The 16,769-nt window shown below is 34.2% G+C and carries 15 protein-coding genes and 1 pseudogene; 6 read left to right on the top strand and 10 right to left on the bottom strand.

Translation table 11 applies throughout. The annotated features are described in order from the left end of the window. The first annotated feature begins 125 nt into the window (after positions 1-125). A complete protein-coding gene (locus ACLBWW_RS23995) occupies positions 126-632 on the top strand; it encodes a GNAT family N-acetyltransferase (RefSeq protein WP_000405878.1) in 507 nt (168 codons plus the stop codon). Positions 633-977: 345 nt separating this feature from the next. Here the strand turns inward: ACLBWW_RS23995 and ACLBWW_RS23990 are convergent, their stop codons facing one another. Next, positions 978-1,100 carry a hypothetical protein gene (locus tag ACLBWW_RS23990; RefSeq protein ID WP_001068388.1) on the bottom strand — a complete coding sequence of 41 codons (123 nt, stop codon included), beginning with the start codon at positions 1,098-1,100 and terminating at the stop codon, positions 978-980. 329 nt (positions 1,101-1,429) lie between these two features. On the opposite strand from ACLBWW_RS23990, the gene ACLBWW_RS23985 reads away from it, so the two are divergent. The 3 genes from ACLBWW_RS23985 (at position 1,430) to ACLBWW_RS23975 (ending at position 4,288) form a co-directional block, all read left to right on the top strand. Beyond that, positions 1,430-2,101 (top strand): response regulator transcription factor, encoded by a 672-nt coding sequence (locus ACLBWW_RS23985; protein ID WP_000238948.1) that lies wholly within the window; start codon positions 1,430-1,432, stop codon positions 2,099-2,101. Positions 2,102-2,166: 65 nt separating this feature from the next. Further along, a complete protein-coding gene (locus tag ACLBWW_RS23980) occupies positions 2,167-3,630 on the top strand; it encodes a sensor histidine kinase (protein WP_048541636.1) in 1,464 nt (487 codons plus the stop codon). Positions 3,631-3,775: 145 nt separating this feature from the next. Next, entirely contained in the window at positions 3,776-4,288 is a 513-nt protein-coding gene (locus tag ACLBWW_RS23975) for a GNAT family N-acetyltransferase (RefSeq protein WP_000351216.1), read from the top strand. A gap of 32 nt (positions 4,289-4,320) precedes the next feature. On the opposite strand, the gene pdxR is transcribed toward ACLBWW_RS23975, so the two are convergent. Continuing rightward, positions 4,321-5,721 carry a MocR-like pyridoxine biosynthesis transcription factor PdxR gene (pdxR, locus tag ACLBWW_RS23970; protein ID WP_048541634.1) on the bottom strand — a complete coding sequence of 467 codons (1,401 nt, stop codon included), beginning with the start codon at positions 5,719-5,721 and terminating at the stop codon, positions 4,321-4,323. A 120-nt stretch (positions 5,722-5,841) separates the two neighbouring features. On the opposite strand from pdxR, the gene ACLBWW_RS23965 reads away from it, so the two are divergent. Together ACLBWW_RS23965 and ACLBWW_RS23960 are read left to right on the top strand one after the other, a co-directional pair. Next, the gene (locus ACLBWW_RS23965) at positions 5,842-6,768 is read left to right on the top strand and encodes a DMT family transporter (protein WP_048541633.1); all 927 of its coding nucleotides are present in this window, start codon (positions 5,842-5,844) and stop codon (positions 6,766-6,768) included. A gap of 115 nt (positions 6,769-6,883) precedes the next feature. Continuing rightward, entirely contained in the window at positions 6,884-7,408 is a 525-nt protein-coding gene (locus tag ACLBWW_RS23960; RefSeq protein WP_048541631.1) for a DUF4871 domain-containing protein, read from the top strand. Positions 7,409-7,705: 297 nt separating this feature from the next. On the opposite strand, the gene ACLBWW_RS23955 is transcribed toward ACLBWW_RS23960, so the two are convergent. The 8 genes and pseudogenes from ACLBWW_RS23955 to ACLBWW_RS23920 all read right to left on the bottom strand — a co-directional run bounded on the left by ACLBWW_RS23955 (position 7,706) and on the right by ACLBWW_RS23920 (position 16,639). Continuing rightward, positions 7,706-8,905 carry an NAD(P)-dependent malic enzyme gene (locus tag ACLBWW_RS23955; RefSeq protein ID WP_048541630.1) on the bottom strand — a complete coding sequence of 400 codons (1,200 nt, stop codon included), beginning with the start codon at positions 8,903-8,905 and terminating at the stop codon, positions 7,706-7,708. Between the two features lie 59 nt (positions 8,906-8,964). Beyond that, the gene (locus tag ACLBWW_RS23950) at positions 8,965-10,311 is read right to left on the bottom strand and encodes a 2-hydroxycarboxylate transporter family protein (RefSeq protein WP_000512729.1); all 1,347 of its coding nucleotides are present in this window, start codon (positions 10,309-10,311) and stop codon (positions 8,965-8,967) included. 122 nt (positions 10,312-10,433) lie between these two features. After that, positions 10,434-11,141 (bottom strand): response regulator, encoded by a 708-nt coding sequence (locus ACLBWW_RS23945; protein ID WP_048541629.1) that lies wholly within the window; start codon positions 11,139-11,141, stop codon positions 10,434-10,436. A gap of 2 nt (positions 11,142-11,143) precedes the next feature. Beyond that, positions 11,144-12,742 carry a sensor histidine kinase gene (locus ACLBWW_RS23940; protein WP_048541627.1) on the bottom strand — a complete coding sequence of 533 codons (1,599 nt, stop codon included), beginning with the start codon at positions 12,740-12,742 and terminating at the stop codon, positions 11,144-11,146. Positions 12,743-12,820: 78 nt separating this feature from the next. Next, a complete protein-coding gene (locus tag ACLBWW_RS23935) occupies positions 12,821-13,639 on the bottom strand; it encodes a methyl-accepting chemotaxis protein (RefSeq protein WP_447614286.1) in 819 nt (272 codons plus the stop codon). A gap of 120 nt (positions 13,640-13,759) precedes the next feature. Next, positions 13,760-14,773, bottom strand: a pseudogene (locus tag ACLBWW_RS23930) (HAMP domain-containing protein); the annotation flags it as partial. Between the two features lie 281 nt (positions 14,774-15,054). After that, complete coding sequence (locus ACLBWW_RS23925) at positions 15,055-15,804, bottom strand: C39 family peptidase (RefSeq protein WP_116442942.1); 750 nt, start codon at positions 15,802-15,804, stop codon at positions 15,055-15,057. Positions 15,805-15,817: 13 nt separating this feature from the next. Further along, positions 15,818-16,639 carry a hypothetical protein gene (locus tag ACLBWW_RS23920; protein WP_048541620.1) on the bottom strand — a complete coding sequence of 274 codons (822 nt, stop codon included), beginning with the start codon at positions 16,637-16,639 and terminating at the stop codon, positions 15,818-15,820. Positions 16,640-16,769 lie beyond the last annotated feature (130 nt).

The following is a 16,769-nucleotide window of genomic DNA, read 5'->3' as shown; positions in this document are numbered from 1 at the left end:
AAACATTGTAGCATATATCTTTTCATTCTTTTACAAATTAAAAGAGACTGTTAACAAAACACATACACAATCTTATAGAAGTAATGGATTTATTTTATTTGAAATCGACCAAGGAGGTTATAACTATGGAAATTCGCTTATTAACGACAGAGGACGCAGAAATATATTTAAAAGTTTGTATGGAAGGTTTAACGAAGAACCCGGAAGCTTTTAGCTCTTCTTATGAAGATGTTCTTAAACATGAGGATCCTGTAGCTGCTATGGCAAAACGATTAAGCAATCCGGATAAGTATACTCTAGGGGTCTTCAAAGATAACGATTTAATCGGCATTTCTACTTTAGAAACAAAGCCTTTCATTAAACAAGAACATAAAGCAAAAATCGGTTCCGTTTTTGTTTCCCCAAAAGCGCGTGGCCTTGGAGCAGGAAGAGCTCTAATTAAAGCAATTATCGAAAATGCCGATAAATTACATGTAGAACAACTTATGCTCGATGTTGTAGTTGGTAACGATGCAGCAAAAAAATTATATGAGTCATTAGGCTTCCAAACTTACGGCGTACAAGAGCGTTCATTAAAACATAACGGGCAATATTGGGACGAGGAACATATGGTTCTGTTCTTAAATGATTAATACTTCAATATAGTTTTTAAAAGCATCTTCTTATTAAGGAAGGTGCTTTTTTCATTACAACAATGTAATCTTCATGTCACCTTTATCGATCGTACCAAACCTTTCCATTCATTATACTAAAAGTATAAAGTAAGGCACCAATTATGAAATGAGCGTATAGCATTCAATTGATAGATAGAGGAGAATGTGACATGAAACAAAACAAACGAGCTATGCTTTTAATATTTACTACAGCAATTGTAACTTCTGGGTTAGCAATTTTACCTTGGTTTATTATATAAAACTATTCCCCTAATAACGAAAAAAAGCTTATTGCTTCTTAAGAAGCAATAAGCTTTTTCTATATTATAAAATCCCCAAAATTTTATTTACACAACTTATAATAATAACCATAGATACGGCAATGCACATGACAACCGTATTACGATCTTGCTTTTCTTTTTTTGAAATTTCTTCTTTTGGATTCATGTGTATGATCTCCTTTTAAAAAAAGTGTGAGATAGGAATTTTTTCTTATCCGATGCGAGGTGAATACGAAAACCCTCTCTATCTCACATACACAATAGAATGGAATTGTCATTTTATAAATAAAATGACATGACGTTATGTCGCAACATAGGGTATTTTGTGTCGCTACGTTTTCTATTATAAAAAATAGTTGTGCAAAACTAGTGCATTTTTTATGTCAATTACTCTGAGCGAGAAATCACTCTTCCACTCAATCACATAAAAAGAGTTTTTTATCATTTTCATGTAAACTATACAAGTAGAATGAACAGTTTGGGGTGCACAAGATTATGGTAAAAATTTTATTAGTAGACGATGAAGAACGTATGTTACGATTATTAGATCTGTTCTTAAGTCCTCGTGGCTATTTTTGTATGAAAGCTACCTCTGGCCTTGAAGCACTAAAGTTAATAGAACAAAAAGACTTCGATATTATTTTGTTAGATGTTATGATGCCGAATATGGATGGATGGGATACTTGCTATCAAATCCGTCAAATTTCCAACGTTCCAATTATTATGCTAACAGCTCGTAATCAAAATTACGATATGGTGAAAGGCCTTACTATGGGCGCGGATGACTATATTACAAAACCATTTGATGAGCATGTATTAGTTGCAAGAATCGAAGCTATATTACGCCGTACAAAGAAAGATGGCTTCGTTAGCTTCAATGGTATTGAGTGGGATAAAACGAAACATACTGTCACAGTATATGATGAAAAAATTCCACTAACTCCTATCGAATTTTCTTTACTTGGACTATTTTTACAAAATACAAACCGTGCTTATAGCCGAGATGATTTAATCGAAAAAATTTGGGGTTATGAAACAGACATTGAATATAGAACAATCGATTCACATATTCGCAATATCCGTGATAAATTACGCAAAAAAGGATTTCCAGTTGAAAATTACTTAGAAACTGTTTATAAAGTCGGATATAAATGGAAAAGTGAATAATTACTTCGGTCAGTGGACAATAGTATACCACTGACCCTTTATATGAAATAAGGTATGGTGAGAAAATGAGTAAACTTTCACTTAAAATTGGGACATACTTTTTAATATTAGCTTTATGTATTGAAACAATTGCTTTTGTATCTTTTTACAAAAGCATTTCAACAATGCGGATTGAGGAAGAAACACTTGCTCTTTTAGAAAAAGGTAATCGCTATAGTAAAAAAATTACAAGCCGCACAAAGTGGAATGCAATTGCTAAAGAAAAGCAACATCCCGAACGCGCTGAATACAATAAAAACCCTAACCGTCCTATGTATCCAGATTTCGATATCGCGGATGCAGCTGCACACTTAGTAGAATCAGAATTAATTGCTAACTCTGATATAGCTATCATACTAACAGACAATAATGGCAAAATTATTTCCACTTCAGAACCCGTAACAAAGGCAATGCAAAAACAACTTATTTGCAAGACAGAACCTATTCCAAAAGGCGGATTAATCGTCGAAAAGAACTGGAAAAAATCAAAATTCATCACAACGGTAAGCCCACTTAACACAGCAGAGTTTCAAGGGAAGTTATATATGTTATTAAAAACATCCTTCTTAGAGAATATGTTACTTAAACTCATGAAACAATTTCTTATCATTGGTGTTTTGACAATTATTTTGACTACTATTTCTGTCTTTGTTTTTTCGCGCGTTATTACAGAACCACTTATAAAAATGAAGAGGGCGACAGAAAAAATATCAAAATTAAATACACCAATTCAATTAGGTATTAAACGGAATGATGAACTTGGAAGCTTAGCAAAAACGATTGAAGATTTATCCAGTGAACTGACTTATATGAAAAAAGAACGTAATGAATTTCTCGCTAGTGTTGCCCATGAACTATTAACTCCATTGACCTATATGAAAGGTTATGCGAAGGTTGCAAAGAGAGACTCTTTAACGAAAGAAGAGCGTGAAGAATACTTACAAATCATTGAGGATGAAACAGATAGTGTAACCGATCTCGTCCAAGATTTATTTATGTTAGTGCAATTAGAACAACACCAGTTTGTTATAAAAAAACAAAAAGTGATTCTTCAACCATTTTTAGAACGAATGGTTGAAAAAACAAAAACAACATTAACAAATAAACAAATGCAACTCCATGTATATTGCAAAGATGATTTAGAAGTTTGCATAGACGAAAGACGTATGGAACAAGTTATGTTAAATTTATTACACAATGCTTATCAACATTCGCCAGAAAACACAACTATTACGATACGCGTGCTCACAGAAACAGATTCTTTTATAATAAGTGTAGCCGATGAAGGCGAAGGTATTCCTGAAGAAGATATCCCGCATATTTTTGATCGTTTTTATCGTGTTGATAAATCCAGAACGAGAGCTACTGGTGGAAAAGGCATCGGGCTAGCTGTTGCAAAAGAAATTGTAGAATTGCATAACGGTTCCATCCTAGTAACAAGCCAATTAGGAGTAGGAACAAACTTTATAATCGAGCTACCTTTTGAATAAGATGCGTGTGAAAACACCAGTAGTAGTAAACACTACTGGTGTTATTTTGTTCATAAAATCAGCTCATATAAGCTAAGCTTTTGAAATTATTCTTATTTCAATATAAAATAAAGGTACATTTGCAAAGATTTGGAGGGTGATACAATTGGATATCCATGTATTAACAAAAGACGAAGCTGAAATTTACTTAGAACTTCGTGTAGAAGGATTAAAGCAAAATCCTGAAGCTTTCAGCTCTTCTTATGAAGATATTATTAATAAAGAGTGTGCGATTGAATATAAAGCACAAAAATTAGCACAAGATGAAAACTATACGCTAGGTGCATTTAAAGATGGACAATTAATCGGGGTTGCAACACTGGAAACGAAACCATATGTAAAACAAGAACATAAAGCTAAAATCGGTTCTGTATATGTGTCTCCAAAAGCACGCGGACTTGGAGCAGGAAAAGCACTTATTAAAGAATGTCTTGAACTTGCTAAATCTTTAGAAGTAGAACAAGTTATGCTTGATGTTGTTGTTGGCAACGATGGAGCAAAAAAACTTTATGAATCATTAGGATTTAAAACATTCGGTGTACAAGAGCGTTCATTAAAATATAACGGACAATATTGGGACGAAGAGCATATGGTCTTATTCTTAGATGAAAATAAATAATAAAAAACATCCTCATGCCTGGAGGATGTTTTTTACTTTCTTGTATACCATGCCTTATGTAATAATTGAACCGCTTTCGCAATTTCGTCTTCTGATAAAATTGCAAACCCAAGTAAAACTACATTTTCAGGCGCAGTACCGTCTTTATAGTACGTAGAAACAGGATATATTTTAATACTATATTTTGCAGCTTCTTTAATTAGTTCTTCTTCTCGCATTCCATTATGCACTTTTAATAAAATGTGTAATCCAGAATCTTCTCCTATCACTTCAACACGATTAGAGAAATACTTCTCTATTTCAAAAACAAGTCGATCCCTCTTTTTCCGGTAGACGACGCGCATTTTATGAATATGTTTTTCCCAATAGCCTTCATTTAAAAACTTTCTAATCACTTCTTGGTCCATTCTTGAAACACTTTGTGTATAAAACAAATATTCCTTTTGATATTTTTCAATTACATTCTTCGGTAATACTATATAACTCATCCGTAATGAGGGCAACAAAGCTTTTGATAGTGTCCCCATATAAATAACTTTCCCATCTGTATCTAACCCTTGTAGTGCCGGAATTGGCTTTCCTGAATAACGAAATTCACTATCGTAATCATCTTCAATAATATATCTGTCTTCTTCTTTCTTTGCCCATTGTAAAAGCTGCGTCCTTCTCGTAATAGGCATAATCATTCCATATGGGAATTGATGAGAAGGAGTTACAAATACAACATTTGCATCACTATTTTCTAAATCTGCCATACAAATTCCGTCCCTATCTAAAGACAATATTTGAACCTTCTTTTCTCCCTGTTCAAAAACGACCATTTTCCTATGATAACCTGGATTTTCAACAGCATAATTACTTCCCTTCAACAATTGAAAAAGTAACTTCACTAATATTTGTGTTCCCGCCCCTAATACAATTTGACTAGCTGAGCAACGTACACCTCTAGATTCATACAAATAGTTCGCAATTTCCTCCCTTAAGCTCAATTCCCCTTGAGGGTGTCCAAGAAAAAGCAACTCATTATTATGTGGTTGCCATACATCATTTATAAGCTTGCGGTACGTAGTGAATGGAAACGTATTCGTATCAACCCCTGTTTGGGTGAAATCAAATGTATAGTTCTCCTCCCGAAACGGTACTTCTTCTACTTTCGCTTCACTTCCTTCTACATAAATCATTCGTTCAATTTTACATACAAAATAACCTTTTCTCGATGCTGACTCAATATAACCTTCTGCAAGTAATTGCTCGTAAGCCGCTTCTACTGTATTCTTACTCACTTTTAAATAGCTCGCCAGCTTTCTTTTTGCAGGTAATTTTGTTAAAGCCGGAATCGTTCCATCTTTAATCTCTTTTTTTATATACTCATACAATTGCATGTACAATGCTCTTTTACTATTCACATTTAAATTAGGCGTTAATTCTAACATAATATCTGACCCCTTAATAAAACTAAAATCTGATACTTTTTACAGTATCAGATTTTATATATAATTCCTTTTATCATGTCACACATAAAAAATCAAATACCGGAGAGGAGAAACATGATAATGAACAATGGTAGACGTATCGGACTCATTATGATTATTATAGGGGCTACATTATGGGGATTATCTGGTCCAATGATTCAGTGGCTATTTCAGCATACTAATGTATCCTCAATTGATTTTTTAACAATTCGCTTGTTGCTTGCAGGAATATTTATTTTGTCTTTCTTACTTATAAAGAAACAAAACATATTTCAAATTTGGAAACACCCTAGATATTCTATACAACTTATTATTTTCTCTATTCTCGGCATGCTTGGTGCGCAATACGCCTTTATTGAAACAGTTCATATTAGTAACGCCGTTACAGCGACATTATTTCAATTTCTTGGCCCTGTTCTTATTACCATTTATGTCGCATTTGGACAAAAAAAATTCCCAGCGTCTATGCAACTGCTCGCAATTATAACAGCACTAACGGGGACATACTTTATTATTACAAATGGTTCAATTGAAAATATTGTTTTATCAAAAGAAGCCATTATTTTTGGTCTATTAACTGCAATTGGATTTGCATTTTATACCCTTCATCCAGCCTCTCTTATTAAAGAATGCGGAACAACTGTAGTAATTGGCTGGGGAATGTTAATTGGCGGTATTGCCCTGGTTATTTGTAATCGCTCGTTTGAATGGAGTCAGCTTTCACAAACTTTTACATCAAGAACTTTTTCTATGCTTATTCTTATCATCATAAGTGGCACTCTTTCTTTCCTCCTTTATATCGGTAGTCTGAAATATTTAGCAGCAACAGAAACGAGCATTTTATCTAGCATTGAACCACTTGTAGCTGCCATCGTTTCAATCGCTTGGCTAAATGAATCCTTTGGAGCATATCAATTATTAGGCGGCGTATGTATCGTTTTTTCTGTTATTTTCTTAACGATGCCACAAAAAGAGAATGAACCTACCTTTTCAACTGAACAAATATAGAAAATGTCAAAAGAGGTCGTACAAAACTTACGACCTCTTTTTATACTTTAAAGGAATTGTCCCGCTTTCTAGCAAATACAATTACACTAATAATAAAATTTAGGAGTGTGACACCATGAAAAAAATCGGAACTATGCTACTTTTGTCTTTTCTCATCGCTGGATGCACACAAGCGCAACCTGATTCAGAAGCACCTAAAAAAGAAGCCATCGCAACGTCATCCACTCAAGTTAATGCACCTTCCTTCTTTCATCTTAGCGTTTTAAAAGATGTAAATTGGGAAGAAACACCCTCCTTCATACAAGAAAAAATACCTTTAAAAGGCATCGAAGAAAAAATCGCAATGGCTGATAGTCCTATTATCGCAAATGAAAAAAATGAAATAATGTGGTACTTTTTAGATCCTGAAATGCCAACTGGAAAACTATCTATTATTGCACTAAAACAAGGATCAATAACTCCAACACCCGTACTCTTTCAACAAGAAACTTCCAAACCAACTTGGACTACTTCAAATACAATTGATTCTACTACAAACGAACTCCCTCTCACTATGTCACTACCTTCATCTGGATTATGGGTATTAAATATATATGTGAATGAAAAATATTATGATCAGTTTTTAATTACCGCTGAGTAAAGTGACAAAACTAAAACACTTTCTTACAACAATGTAATTTCTACGTCATGTACTTCGATAGTTGAAGTATCTCTCTTCTCTTATACTTAAAGTAAGAAATGACACGAGGAGAGATGAGAGATGAAAAAAATGATAGAAGTAATCGTAGCAGTAACTGAGGTTTTAGTAAATGGTAAACAAGTTGCAATGGAATTAAATAAATAGTGAAGACACACAAATAAATAATTTTACACTTCTTCATTATTTTGATTTCTTATCTCAAAAAAGCAGTGCCTTTTTAGGCACTGCTTTTAGCTATTAATAACTTGGTATTTTCATAATTTGCGCCACACCTGAATCAATGGCCGCTTTCGCTACAGCTTCCGCAACACTTGGAACAACTCTTTTATCTAACGGATTCGGGATTACATAATTCGCATTACGTTCTTCGTCCGTAATGATGTTAGCGATCCCATATGCTGCCGCTAATTTCATCTCTTCTGTAATATCAGTCGCGCGCACATCTAACGCACCACGGAATATCCCTGGGAACGCCAATACATTATTTACTTGATTCGCATAATCCGAGCGTCCGGTTCCTACTACAGCTGCCCCAGCCTCTAATGCATCCTCTGGGAAGATTTCTGGAATTGGATTCGCCATAGCAAACACAATTGCTTTCTCATTCATCGTTTGTACAAGTTCTTTCGTTAATACGTTAGGAGCAGATACGCCAATAAAAATATCAGCTTGATGAATCGCTTCTTTTAACGTTCCACGCACATATTCTCGATTTGTCTTTTTGGAAACTTCAATTTGTGCTTCGTTCATCCATGATTCACCTTCACAAACAATACCTTCTAAGCTAACTAACGTAATGCGCTTTGCACCAGCTTTTAATAATAATTTTCCAATTGCAATTCCTGCCGAACCCGCACCGTTAATAACAATTTTCACATGATCCATTTGTTTGCTAACAACTTTTAATGCATTAATAACAGCTGCTAAGACGACAATAGCGGTCCCATGTTGATCATCATGGAATACAGGAATATTTGTTTCTGCTTTTAATCGCTTTTCAATTTCAAAACAACGTGGTGCCGCAATATCTTCTAAGTTAATTCCTGCAAACGTAGGCTCTAAATTTTTCACAAGAGTAACGATTTCATCCACATCAGTCGTACCTAAACATAACGGGAAAGCATCTACATTCGCAAATTTCTTAAATAAAATACTCTTCCCTTCCATAACAGGCATAGCTGCTTTCGGTCCAATATTCCCTAAACCAAGTACCGCTGTTCCATCTGAGATAACTGCCACCATATTACCGCGTGCCGTATAGTCATACACTGTTTCTTCATCCGCCGCAATTGCTTTGCAAGACTCCGCTACACCTGGTGTATATGTCAGGCTTAAATCATCCGCTGAATTTACTTCTACTTTACTTGTAATTTCAATTTTCCCTACTAATTCTTTATGCAGTAACAATGATCTTTCATTAATTTGATTATCTAACATACTTATAATCTCCCCTTAAATTGACAAGCTAGCTATATGAATATAGCTAGCTTGTTTGATCATGAAAACATTTTCAATAAAATTGTCGCTGTTACAACCATTGCTGCCCCGCCTAAACGTGTTGAAATTTGAGCAAACGGCATTAATTCCATACGATTTGAAGCTGATAAAATAGCAACATCTCCAGTTCCACCTAAACCACTATGACATCCCGTTACAATTGCTGATTCAACTGGATACATTTTCATCACTTTCCCTACAAGAAAACCTGATGCTACCATTGTAAGAACAACTGATGCGCACACAACAACATATCCTACTGAAAGAACTGCTGCTACGTCTTTTAACGGAATATATAGCAATCCTAGTCCAACCATTAACGGCCAAGTTAAATTCTTCGAAATGAATTTATATAAATGGAATGCTCCTTGCTCCATTTTTGCCGGCATTAATTTAAAGTATTTCACAAGTGCTGCTGAGAAAATCATAATGATTGCCCCAGGAATACCGATGAACTTAGAAGCAAATCCTCCGAAGATGAAGAACGTACACGCAATTAATAAACCTGCTCCCATTAATGAGAAGTCAATTGGCTTCTCTGTATTTTGTTCTTTTAATAGCTCTGCTTGATTGTCTGTTTTCACTAATACACCGTTACCACTAAGCTCCGGTTTCTTCTCACCTAAACGCTTCATATACCCTGCACTCACGATTGCGAACATATTTCCAATAATAGCCGCTGGAATAAGTTGTGATACAAACGTTGCTGATGATTCATTTAAAATATCACTATAAGCTAGCGACAATGGTAAAATCCCTTCCCCAATACCACCACTCACAATTGGTACGATGATAAAGAAGAATGTTTGCTTCATTTCAAATCCAAATAGTGAACCGACTAATAATCCTACTGCTACCGAAGCTAACGTCCCTACTACTAAAGGTATAAACATACGAACGAAACCTTGTACTAACACTTTACGATTCATTCCTAAAATACTTCCGACTACTAAACAAGAAATATATAAATATAAAAAGTTCGATTTTTTCATTAACATAGTCGCAGCTTCCATTGAAGCTGGATTCATCCAGTTAAAAAATACAAGTAATGATGGAATAAATAATGAAAGTATTGCCGGACCGCCGATATTTTTTAAAATTGGAATTCTCATTCCAATGTCACCTAAGAAAATACCCATAATCATAATAACTGCAAATCCACCAATCATATCTGCTGGCAATTTATTATATACAGATGCCCCATAAATAATAGCAGCCAATACTACATATAACGGTAAAGGTATAACACCGATTTTTACATTCATAATTTTAGAAGCGAAAGATTCTCTTTGTACTTCATTTCCTCCAGAGAATGATACCGCTTCCACATTCTTTTGAATTCCCATATGGCACCTCCTTGTTTTCTTAATAACAATATTAAAACGCTTTCAATAGTAAAAATAGTTTTTGTAAGTTTTGTAATTGATTTTGTAATTAAAAAAAGTATAAGCGACTTATAATAAGTCGCTTATACGTAAAACTCTATTTTATTTTTGTCAATACATCTTAATTTACTCACTGGTCTTCCTACATGTTGATACACCATTTCGTTTTCTAATACTCCAATTTCAGTCAAAAACATTACATACTTTCGAATAGAAACTCTTGAAACTCCAACTAATTGCGCCATTTCATCTGTTGTAAACGCTCGTCCATTCAGCGACTCGATCTTCTGCCAAATTAATTGCATCGTTTGCTTCGTTAATCCTTTCGGAAGCTCTTTAGTGACAGTAGGCTCTCTTTTTTCTTTTTGCAAAATTAACGAATCTAATTCCGATTGACTAATTTTTTGTTGTTCTTTCATGAAAGTAAGCTTTTCTCGATATATAGTTAACGCCTTTTTAAATCGTTCAAATGTAAATGGTTTAATTAAATAATCTACTACACCATATTGTAATGCTTTTTTAATACTCCCCATATCATGTACAGCTGAAATCATCATAATATCGATTTCTTTTTCTTGGTTCCGAATATACATTAAAAGCTCAAATCCAGTTTCTTCTGGCATAAAAATATCAAGTAATACTAAATCTACTCGTGATTCCTCTAATACTTCTATCGCTTCTTTAACGGAGTTAACTGCTTGAACAAGTTCAAACCCTCCTACTTGCTCTAAATAATGCGTATTTAACATTGCTACCATCGGGTCATCTTCTACAATTAAAACTTTAATCATATTTACCTCTCATCCCTACCTTTAGGTATTTCAATTGTTATCGTTGTTCCCTTTCCTACTAATGAATGCATATGAATTTCCCCATTTATTCGCTGTATACTTTCTTTTACAAGATACAAACCATAACCACGGTTATCTCCCTTTGTGGAATAACCTTTCGTAAATAATGCCCCTATTTCTTCTTCTGGTATACCTTTTCCCGTATCTTGTACTGTAATCGTTAATGTATCCCCATATTGTATCTCAACTTCAACTTGCTTCTTTTCACAATTCGTCACTGCCTCTAATGCATTATCAATTAAATTTCCGACAATCGTAATCAGTTCATGAGTAATACTTTCATCATCCATTTCCGGCATGTAAGAATCTTCACTTATGATTAATTTTATATTTTTCTCTCTAGCATAGCTAAGTTTCCCAAGTAAAAAACCAGCAAATACTGGACTTTTTATTCTTTTCATAACCCCACCAATTTCATATTGATGCTCTGATACCATACCGCTTATATACTTCTGTAATTCTTCATACTGCTTCATGTGTGTAAGCCCTAATACGACATGCATTTTATTCATAAACTCATGCGATTGTGCCCGTAATGCTTCCGCATATAGTCTAATACCAGTTAATTCTTCTGCTAATTTTCTAATCTCTGTTTTATCACGAAATGTTGCAATTGCACCAACTATTTCTCCTTTTACATATAAAGGGACACGATTCGTCACAATCGTAATTCCATAAATATTTTGTTCTTCGTTTAATTGTACCTCTCCCGTTTGTAATACTTCTTTTATACGTGAATTAGGCATATACAACTCAACATCTTTACCGATAAAATCTTCTTCAAGTCCACTTTTCTTAAACAATCGTTTTGCCTCATTATTTATTAAAGTTACATTGGCTTCTTTATCTACAGCAATAATACCTTCCCTTACAGATTGTAGCATCGTATTTCTTTCTTCAAGAATTTTTGCTATCCTGTGAGGTTCAAGACCGAATAAACTTTTCTTTATATGTCTAGCTAGCAATATTGCTCCTATAATTCCGACTAGTACTCCTACTCCGACACCAATATAAATGATATGTCTACTTTCCTTAACTCTCTCTTTTACATTATCTGCTGAAATACCAACGGCCACCGCTCCAAGTTGTTCACCTGTTTCAGAAAATATAGGTACAAACACTCGCATTGAAATACCTAAAGTTCCTTCTGCCAGCGATACATGTTCCTTTCCTTTCAATGCAGGCCCTTCATCTCCCCCAATAAAGTGATAGCCTATTTTTTGAGGATTTGGATGTGATTTTCTTATTCCATTCATGTCCATAACTACAATGAATTGAACACCTGTGTTTTTTAATATTCTATTTGTATACGTTTGGATTGCAGAAGTATCTGCCTTCCCAATCAAACCATCGATTACAATTGAATCATTCGCCACAATGTGTGCAATTGTTTTTGCTTTCTCTGCTTGGCTATCCTCCGTCGTCCGTTCTACATTATGACTAATTAATATATCTGTCACAAGTAAAGAAAAAATTACAACTGTACAAACTAACAATGTAATCGTTTTCCATAAATTCCATAGTCTTTTTCTTTTTTTCATCCCGTTAATGACTCCCCTAATTGCTGAATAGAAAAATAAGTAAGGTGAAAATAATATCACCTTACTTATCTGCTGTTATTATACTTTAAATTTACTAGTCATCGCTTGTAGTTCTTCGGCCATCCCAGCTAAGTTTTGCGAAGCTGAACTAATTTCTTCCATTGAATTCACTTGTTCTTCTGTTGAAGCAGCAACACTTTGCATACTAGCTGTATTTTCTTCGGCAGCCGCTGCAATTTCATCAATAGCATTTGTCACTTCATTTGCATCTCCAGCAATTCTCTTCGTTGTTTCTACCATTTGATTAACTTGAGAAACAATATGTGTAGTAGAACTTAAAATTTCCGTAAAACTTGCTTTCGTTTTTGTTACAACATCAAGGCCTTGTTGGACCTCTCCATTCACATTATCCATCGCCTTAACAGTATGTTCAATATCCGCCTTAATTTCTGCAATTAAATTTGCAATCTCTCCAGATGATTCTCCTGATTGCTCCGCTAATTTTCTAACCTCATCAGCTACAATAGCAAACCCTCGGCCCTGTTCACCTGCTCTAGCCGCTTCAATAGCCGCATTTAAAGCTAATAAGTTCGTTTGAGTAGCGATGTTTTGAATCGCTTCAGAAATAGCTCCTACCTGCTTTGATTTCTCATCAAGAAGTTTAATAATAGCATCTGACTCGGATACCGATTTAGAAATAGACTGCATTTGTTTTTCTGTTTGTTCAACCAATTCTTCCCCTTCTTCAGCTCTTTCTCTCGCATGTAATGAGGAGATAGAAATTGATTCCGCGCTTCCAGTTACATCTTGAATTGCTGTATTTACTTGTTGTAATGTAGCCGCACCTTCTTCAACACCTTGACTTTGTGATTCAGCTCCACCTGATACTTGCTCCATTGCAATTGTAATTTGATCTGTCGCATCATTTGCTTGCTGTACGCTCGCTGTTAACTCTTCAGCCGATGCAGCGACATGTTCTGCTGAAAAACTAATTTGAGTAATCACATCTTGTAAAGAGGCAGACATTTCATTAAATGAATTCCCTAATTTCCCTATATCATCCTTGGAATGGATTGTAATTTTCTCTGTCAAATCTCCCTTACTAATTTTATGTGCCGAGTCAGCTATTTTTCTTAATGGTCTTGTAATAGACTTTGTAATGAAATAAATTAATACACTACCAAATACAATAGCTATAGCAATGACAATCAAAGTCTTATAAAACACTGGATTCGCAGCTTCGGTAATTTCTTCGTCGAACATAACCCCGACTACTTTCCATCCTGTTTTCTCATTTGTTGCAAAGATTAAATTCTTTTTATCACCTTGTTCTGTATAAGACACATTTCCTTGTTTTTCTTCATAAATTGGTTTAATCCACGGATCAGTAACTTTTGCACCTGGTTTTCTAGATGGATGACTAACAATTTGCTTATTTTGATCTAGAATAACTGCATAACCTTTTTCACCAATGTTAATCATTTTGGAAATTTTTAAGATGTTATCTAAATTTAAGTTAATTCCTATAACACCTTTACCATCTTTTACTTCTTTAGCAATTGTCACTACCATATTTTTAGTAGATGCTGATTGATATGGTGCAGTAACAATTACTTTCCCTTTATTTTCATGTGCTTCTTTATACCAAGATCTATCTGTTGGATTATACCCCTCAGCCATTTGGATAAATGGTTCTCTTATAAACTTTCCTGCCTGTGTTCCAATATAAATACCTTCTACTTCTGGATGAAGTTTTATATATTGCGTTAACTTCGTTCTTACTATTTCTTCTTGTCCGTTTGGATATGTATCCTCTGTTAAAATGTCTGCAAAGTACGCCGCATCAACAAATTTCTCTTCTATATTTTGAGAAATAACAGTATTTAAAACTGAAATATTCTCCTTTGCTTTACCTGTAATTTGTTGTTCAAAATTTGTTTTGGCAGTTTGATATGAAACACCACCGATAATAAGTCCTGGTATAGTTAAAATAAGAAAAAATGAAATGATTAATTTTTTCTTAATACTCATACATTTAACCCAGTTAAATATTTTTTGCATAATAATCCTCCTTTATGTAATGTGGATACTTGTGTAATTTTATACAAGTAACATATATAAAACAATATATAATGATAACATGTAATTTTTTTGTCAATTATGCATTTTTACATATTCACTACTTCTAAATATTTAATCATAAAAAATAAGAGAACCTCAGCTTATATAATAAGCTGAAGTTCTCTTATTTCTTAACAAAGATACCCACAAAAACTCCTCTTACAGTTCCTTACATCTATTTCCTTACTAATTCATTTAGAGCTTTTCACATAACTAATCGCCTGACTCCCCATTTGCATCCATGCCTTTTCAAATTTTCCTCTCGGCACTTTTACATCTAGGCTATCCTCGAGAGGATCCCGAATATATACAAATTCTTCATCGTATCCAATCAGTACTACACAATGTTCATTATACGTAATAGAAACATCTCCGCTATTTGTTTCCCATGTAGTAAATTCATCTTCATCTAATGGCGCAAATGTTGCATTCGTAATCATAACTACCGGTTGTCCTGATTTTACACTCTTATAAAGTTCTTCTATACTCTTCCCTGTTAAGTCCACAGCTTTATTAGGTAAATACTTTTTCGCTAATTGAAAAAGTGGTCCGTGATATACACCATATCCAGATTCAGAAAAGGTATAAATATTCCCTACAAATCCTTCATTCGGATTCCCACGTACACCATCGTTCATAAAATCAACTTTCTTTATTTCATTTGCTAATTGCATCTTATCCACCGTAATGCCTGCATATTGTAACATCATCGCTAAGCTAGTCACTTCACAGCCTCTATCTAGCTCTGGTAATTGCTGAATTAAAGGTACATTCGATAAGATGACCTTTTCATCATTATTACTAAAATCTGCTTCTTTTCCGCTTTGTATATTGAAGAATGTTAACTTCTCCACATACTTTGTAATGCCATTTTTATATACATTCCATACTGCTATAGCTAGTAAAGCCATACATATATACCACTTCCATCTCCGTATCACTCTCACGCCCTTTTTAGTTCGTTAAATAAGAATAAAACGCGTCAGCATCCGTGCGAATCACCGGTACAAAATTTAGTTCTTTTCCTTTTTCAGGCTGATCTTTTTTAATTTTTTCTGCTAATTCTTGAACGTTCATATTCGTTTTATCCATATTAAGCTCATCTGCCATTTGTAACACTTTTTGTTCATTAATTTCGCTTAATACTTGATATATATCTTTACCATACAAATCAATATGATATTTTTTTGCTTCTTCCTGCACTTTTTGTTCGTATACTTCTTGCGCTAACGTTTCTATCTCTTTTCCTTTTTGTGAAATACCTAACTTCCCTGCTTCCTCTCTTACTTTCGTTCCATAGATTTCTTCCGCAATGTCTTCTATTTCTTTTCCATTTGTCGAAATGCCTAATTTATCCGCTTCATCATTAATTTTAATCGTATTAATTTGATTAATTAAATTTACAATCGTTGTATTTTCTATAGATATGCCTAGCTTTAACGCTTCTTGCTTCACTTTTGTTTCATAGATTTCTTCTGAAAGAGTTCCAACGTCTTTTCTTTCAATCGAAATTCCTAACTGTTCAGCTTCTCTTCCTACTTCCGTCTCATGAATTTCTTTTTCTAGCGTAATTTGTTCTTTCCCTTCCGTTTCAATACCTAGATTCTCCGCCTTTTCTTCTGTATGCACCGCATGTATCTTCCCATTATTTAATTGTTCTTTACTGCGCTGCGTGTAATTTGTCTTTCCTTGTGATGTTTCAGAAGGAGAGGCACCCCCTAATATGCTTAAGCTCATTACTCCAATAGTGAATACCGTCATCATTTTCTTTTTCAAAATTAATTCCTCCCTCTTACACTTTCTTTTCCATCATTCCCTATACATAATCGAAATAACATTATGATCGATATAATCTGCTCAAATACCTTTTTATAATCGCTTCTTCATAGGGCGAACTTTGTGTATA

This window comes from Bacillus sp. M5A3_1b, from assembly GCF_053345335.1.
The sequence above is the reverse complement of the archived record's forward strand: the minus strand, read 5'-3'. Positions and strand labels throughout refer to the sequence as shown.

Coding starts and splice junctions, on each gene's coding strand:
- ACLBWW_RS23995 (WP_000405878.1), top strand. CDS start 126: ATGGAAATTCGCTTATTAACGACAGAGGACGCAGAAATATATTTAAAA.
- ACLBWW_RS23990 (WP_001068388.1), bottom strand. CDS start 1,100: ATGAATCCAAAAGAAGAAATTTCAAAAAAAGAAAAGCAAGATCGTAAT.
- ACLBWW_RS23985 (WP_000238948.1), top strand. CDS start 1,430: ATGGTAAAAATTTTATTAGTAGACGATGAAGAACGTATGTTACGATTA.
- ACLBWW_RS23980 (WP_048541636.1), top strand. CDS start 2,167: ATGAGTAAACTTTCACTTAAAATTGGGACATACTTTTTAATATTAGCT.
- pdxR (WP_048541634.1), bottom strand. CDS start 5,721: ATGTTAGAATTAACGCCTAATTTAAATGTGAATAGTAAAAGAGCATTG.
- ACLBWW_RS23965 (WP_048541633.1), top strand. CDS start 5,842: ATGAACAATGGTAGACGTATCGGACTCATTATGATTATTATAGGGGCT.
- ACLBWW_RS23960 (WP_048541631.1), top strand. CDS start 6,884: ATGAAAAAAATCGGAACTATGCTACTTTTGTCTTTTCTCATCGCTGGA.
- ACLBWW_RS23955 (WP_048541630.1), bottom strand. CDS start 8,905: ATGTTAGATAATCAAATTAATGAAAGATCATTGTTACTGCATAAAGAA.
- ACLBWW_RS23950 (WP_000512729.1), bottom strand. CDS start 10,311: ATGGGAATTCAAAAGAATGTGGAAGCGGTATCATTCTCTGGAGGAAAT.
- ACLBWW_RS23945 (WP_048541629.1), bottom strand. CDS start 11,141: ATGATTAAAGTTTTAATTGTAGAAGATGACCCGATGGTAGCAATGTTA.
- ACLBWW_RS23940 (WP_048541627.1), bottom strand. CDS start 12,742: ATGAAAAAAAGAAAAAGACTATGGAATTTATGGAAAACGATTACATTG.
- ACLBWW_RS23935 (WP_447614286.1), bottom strand. CDS start 13,639: ATGGAGCAAGTATCAGGTGGAGCTGAATCACAAAGTCAAGGTGTTGAA.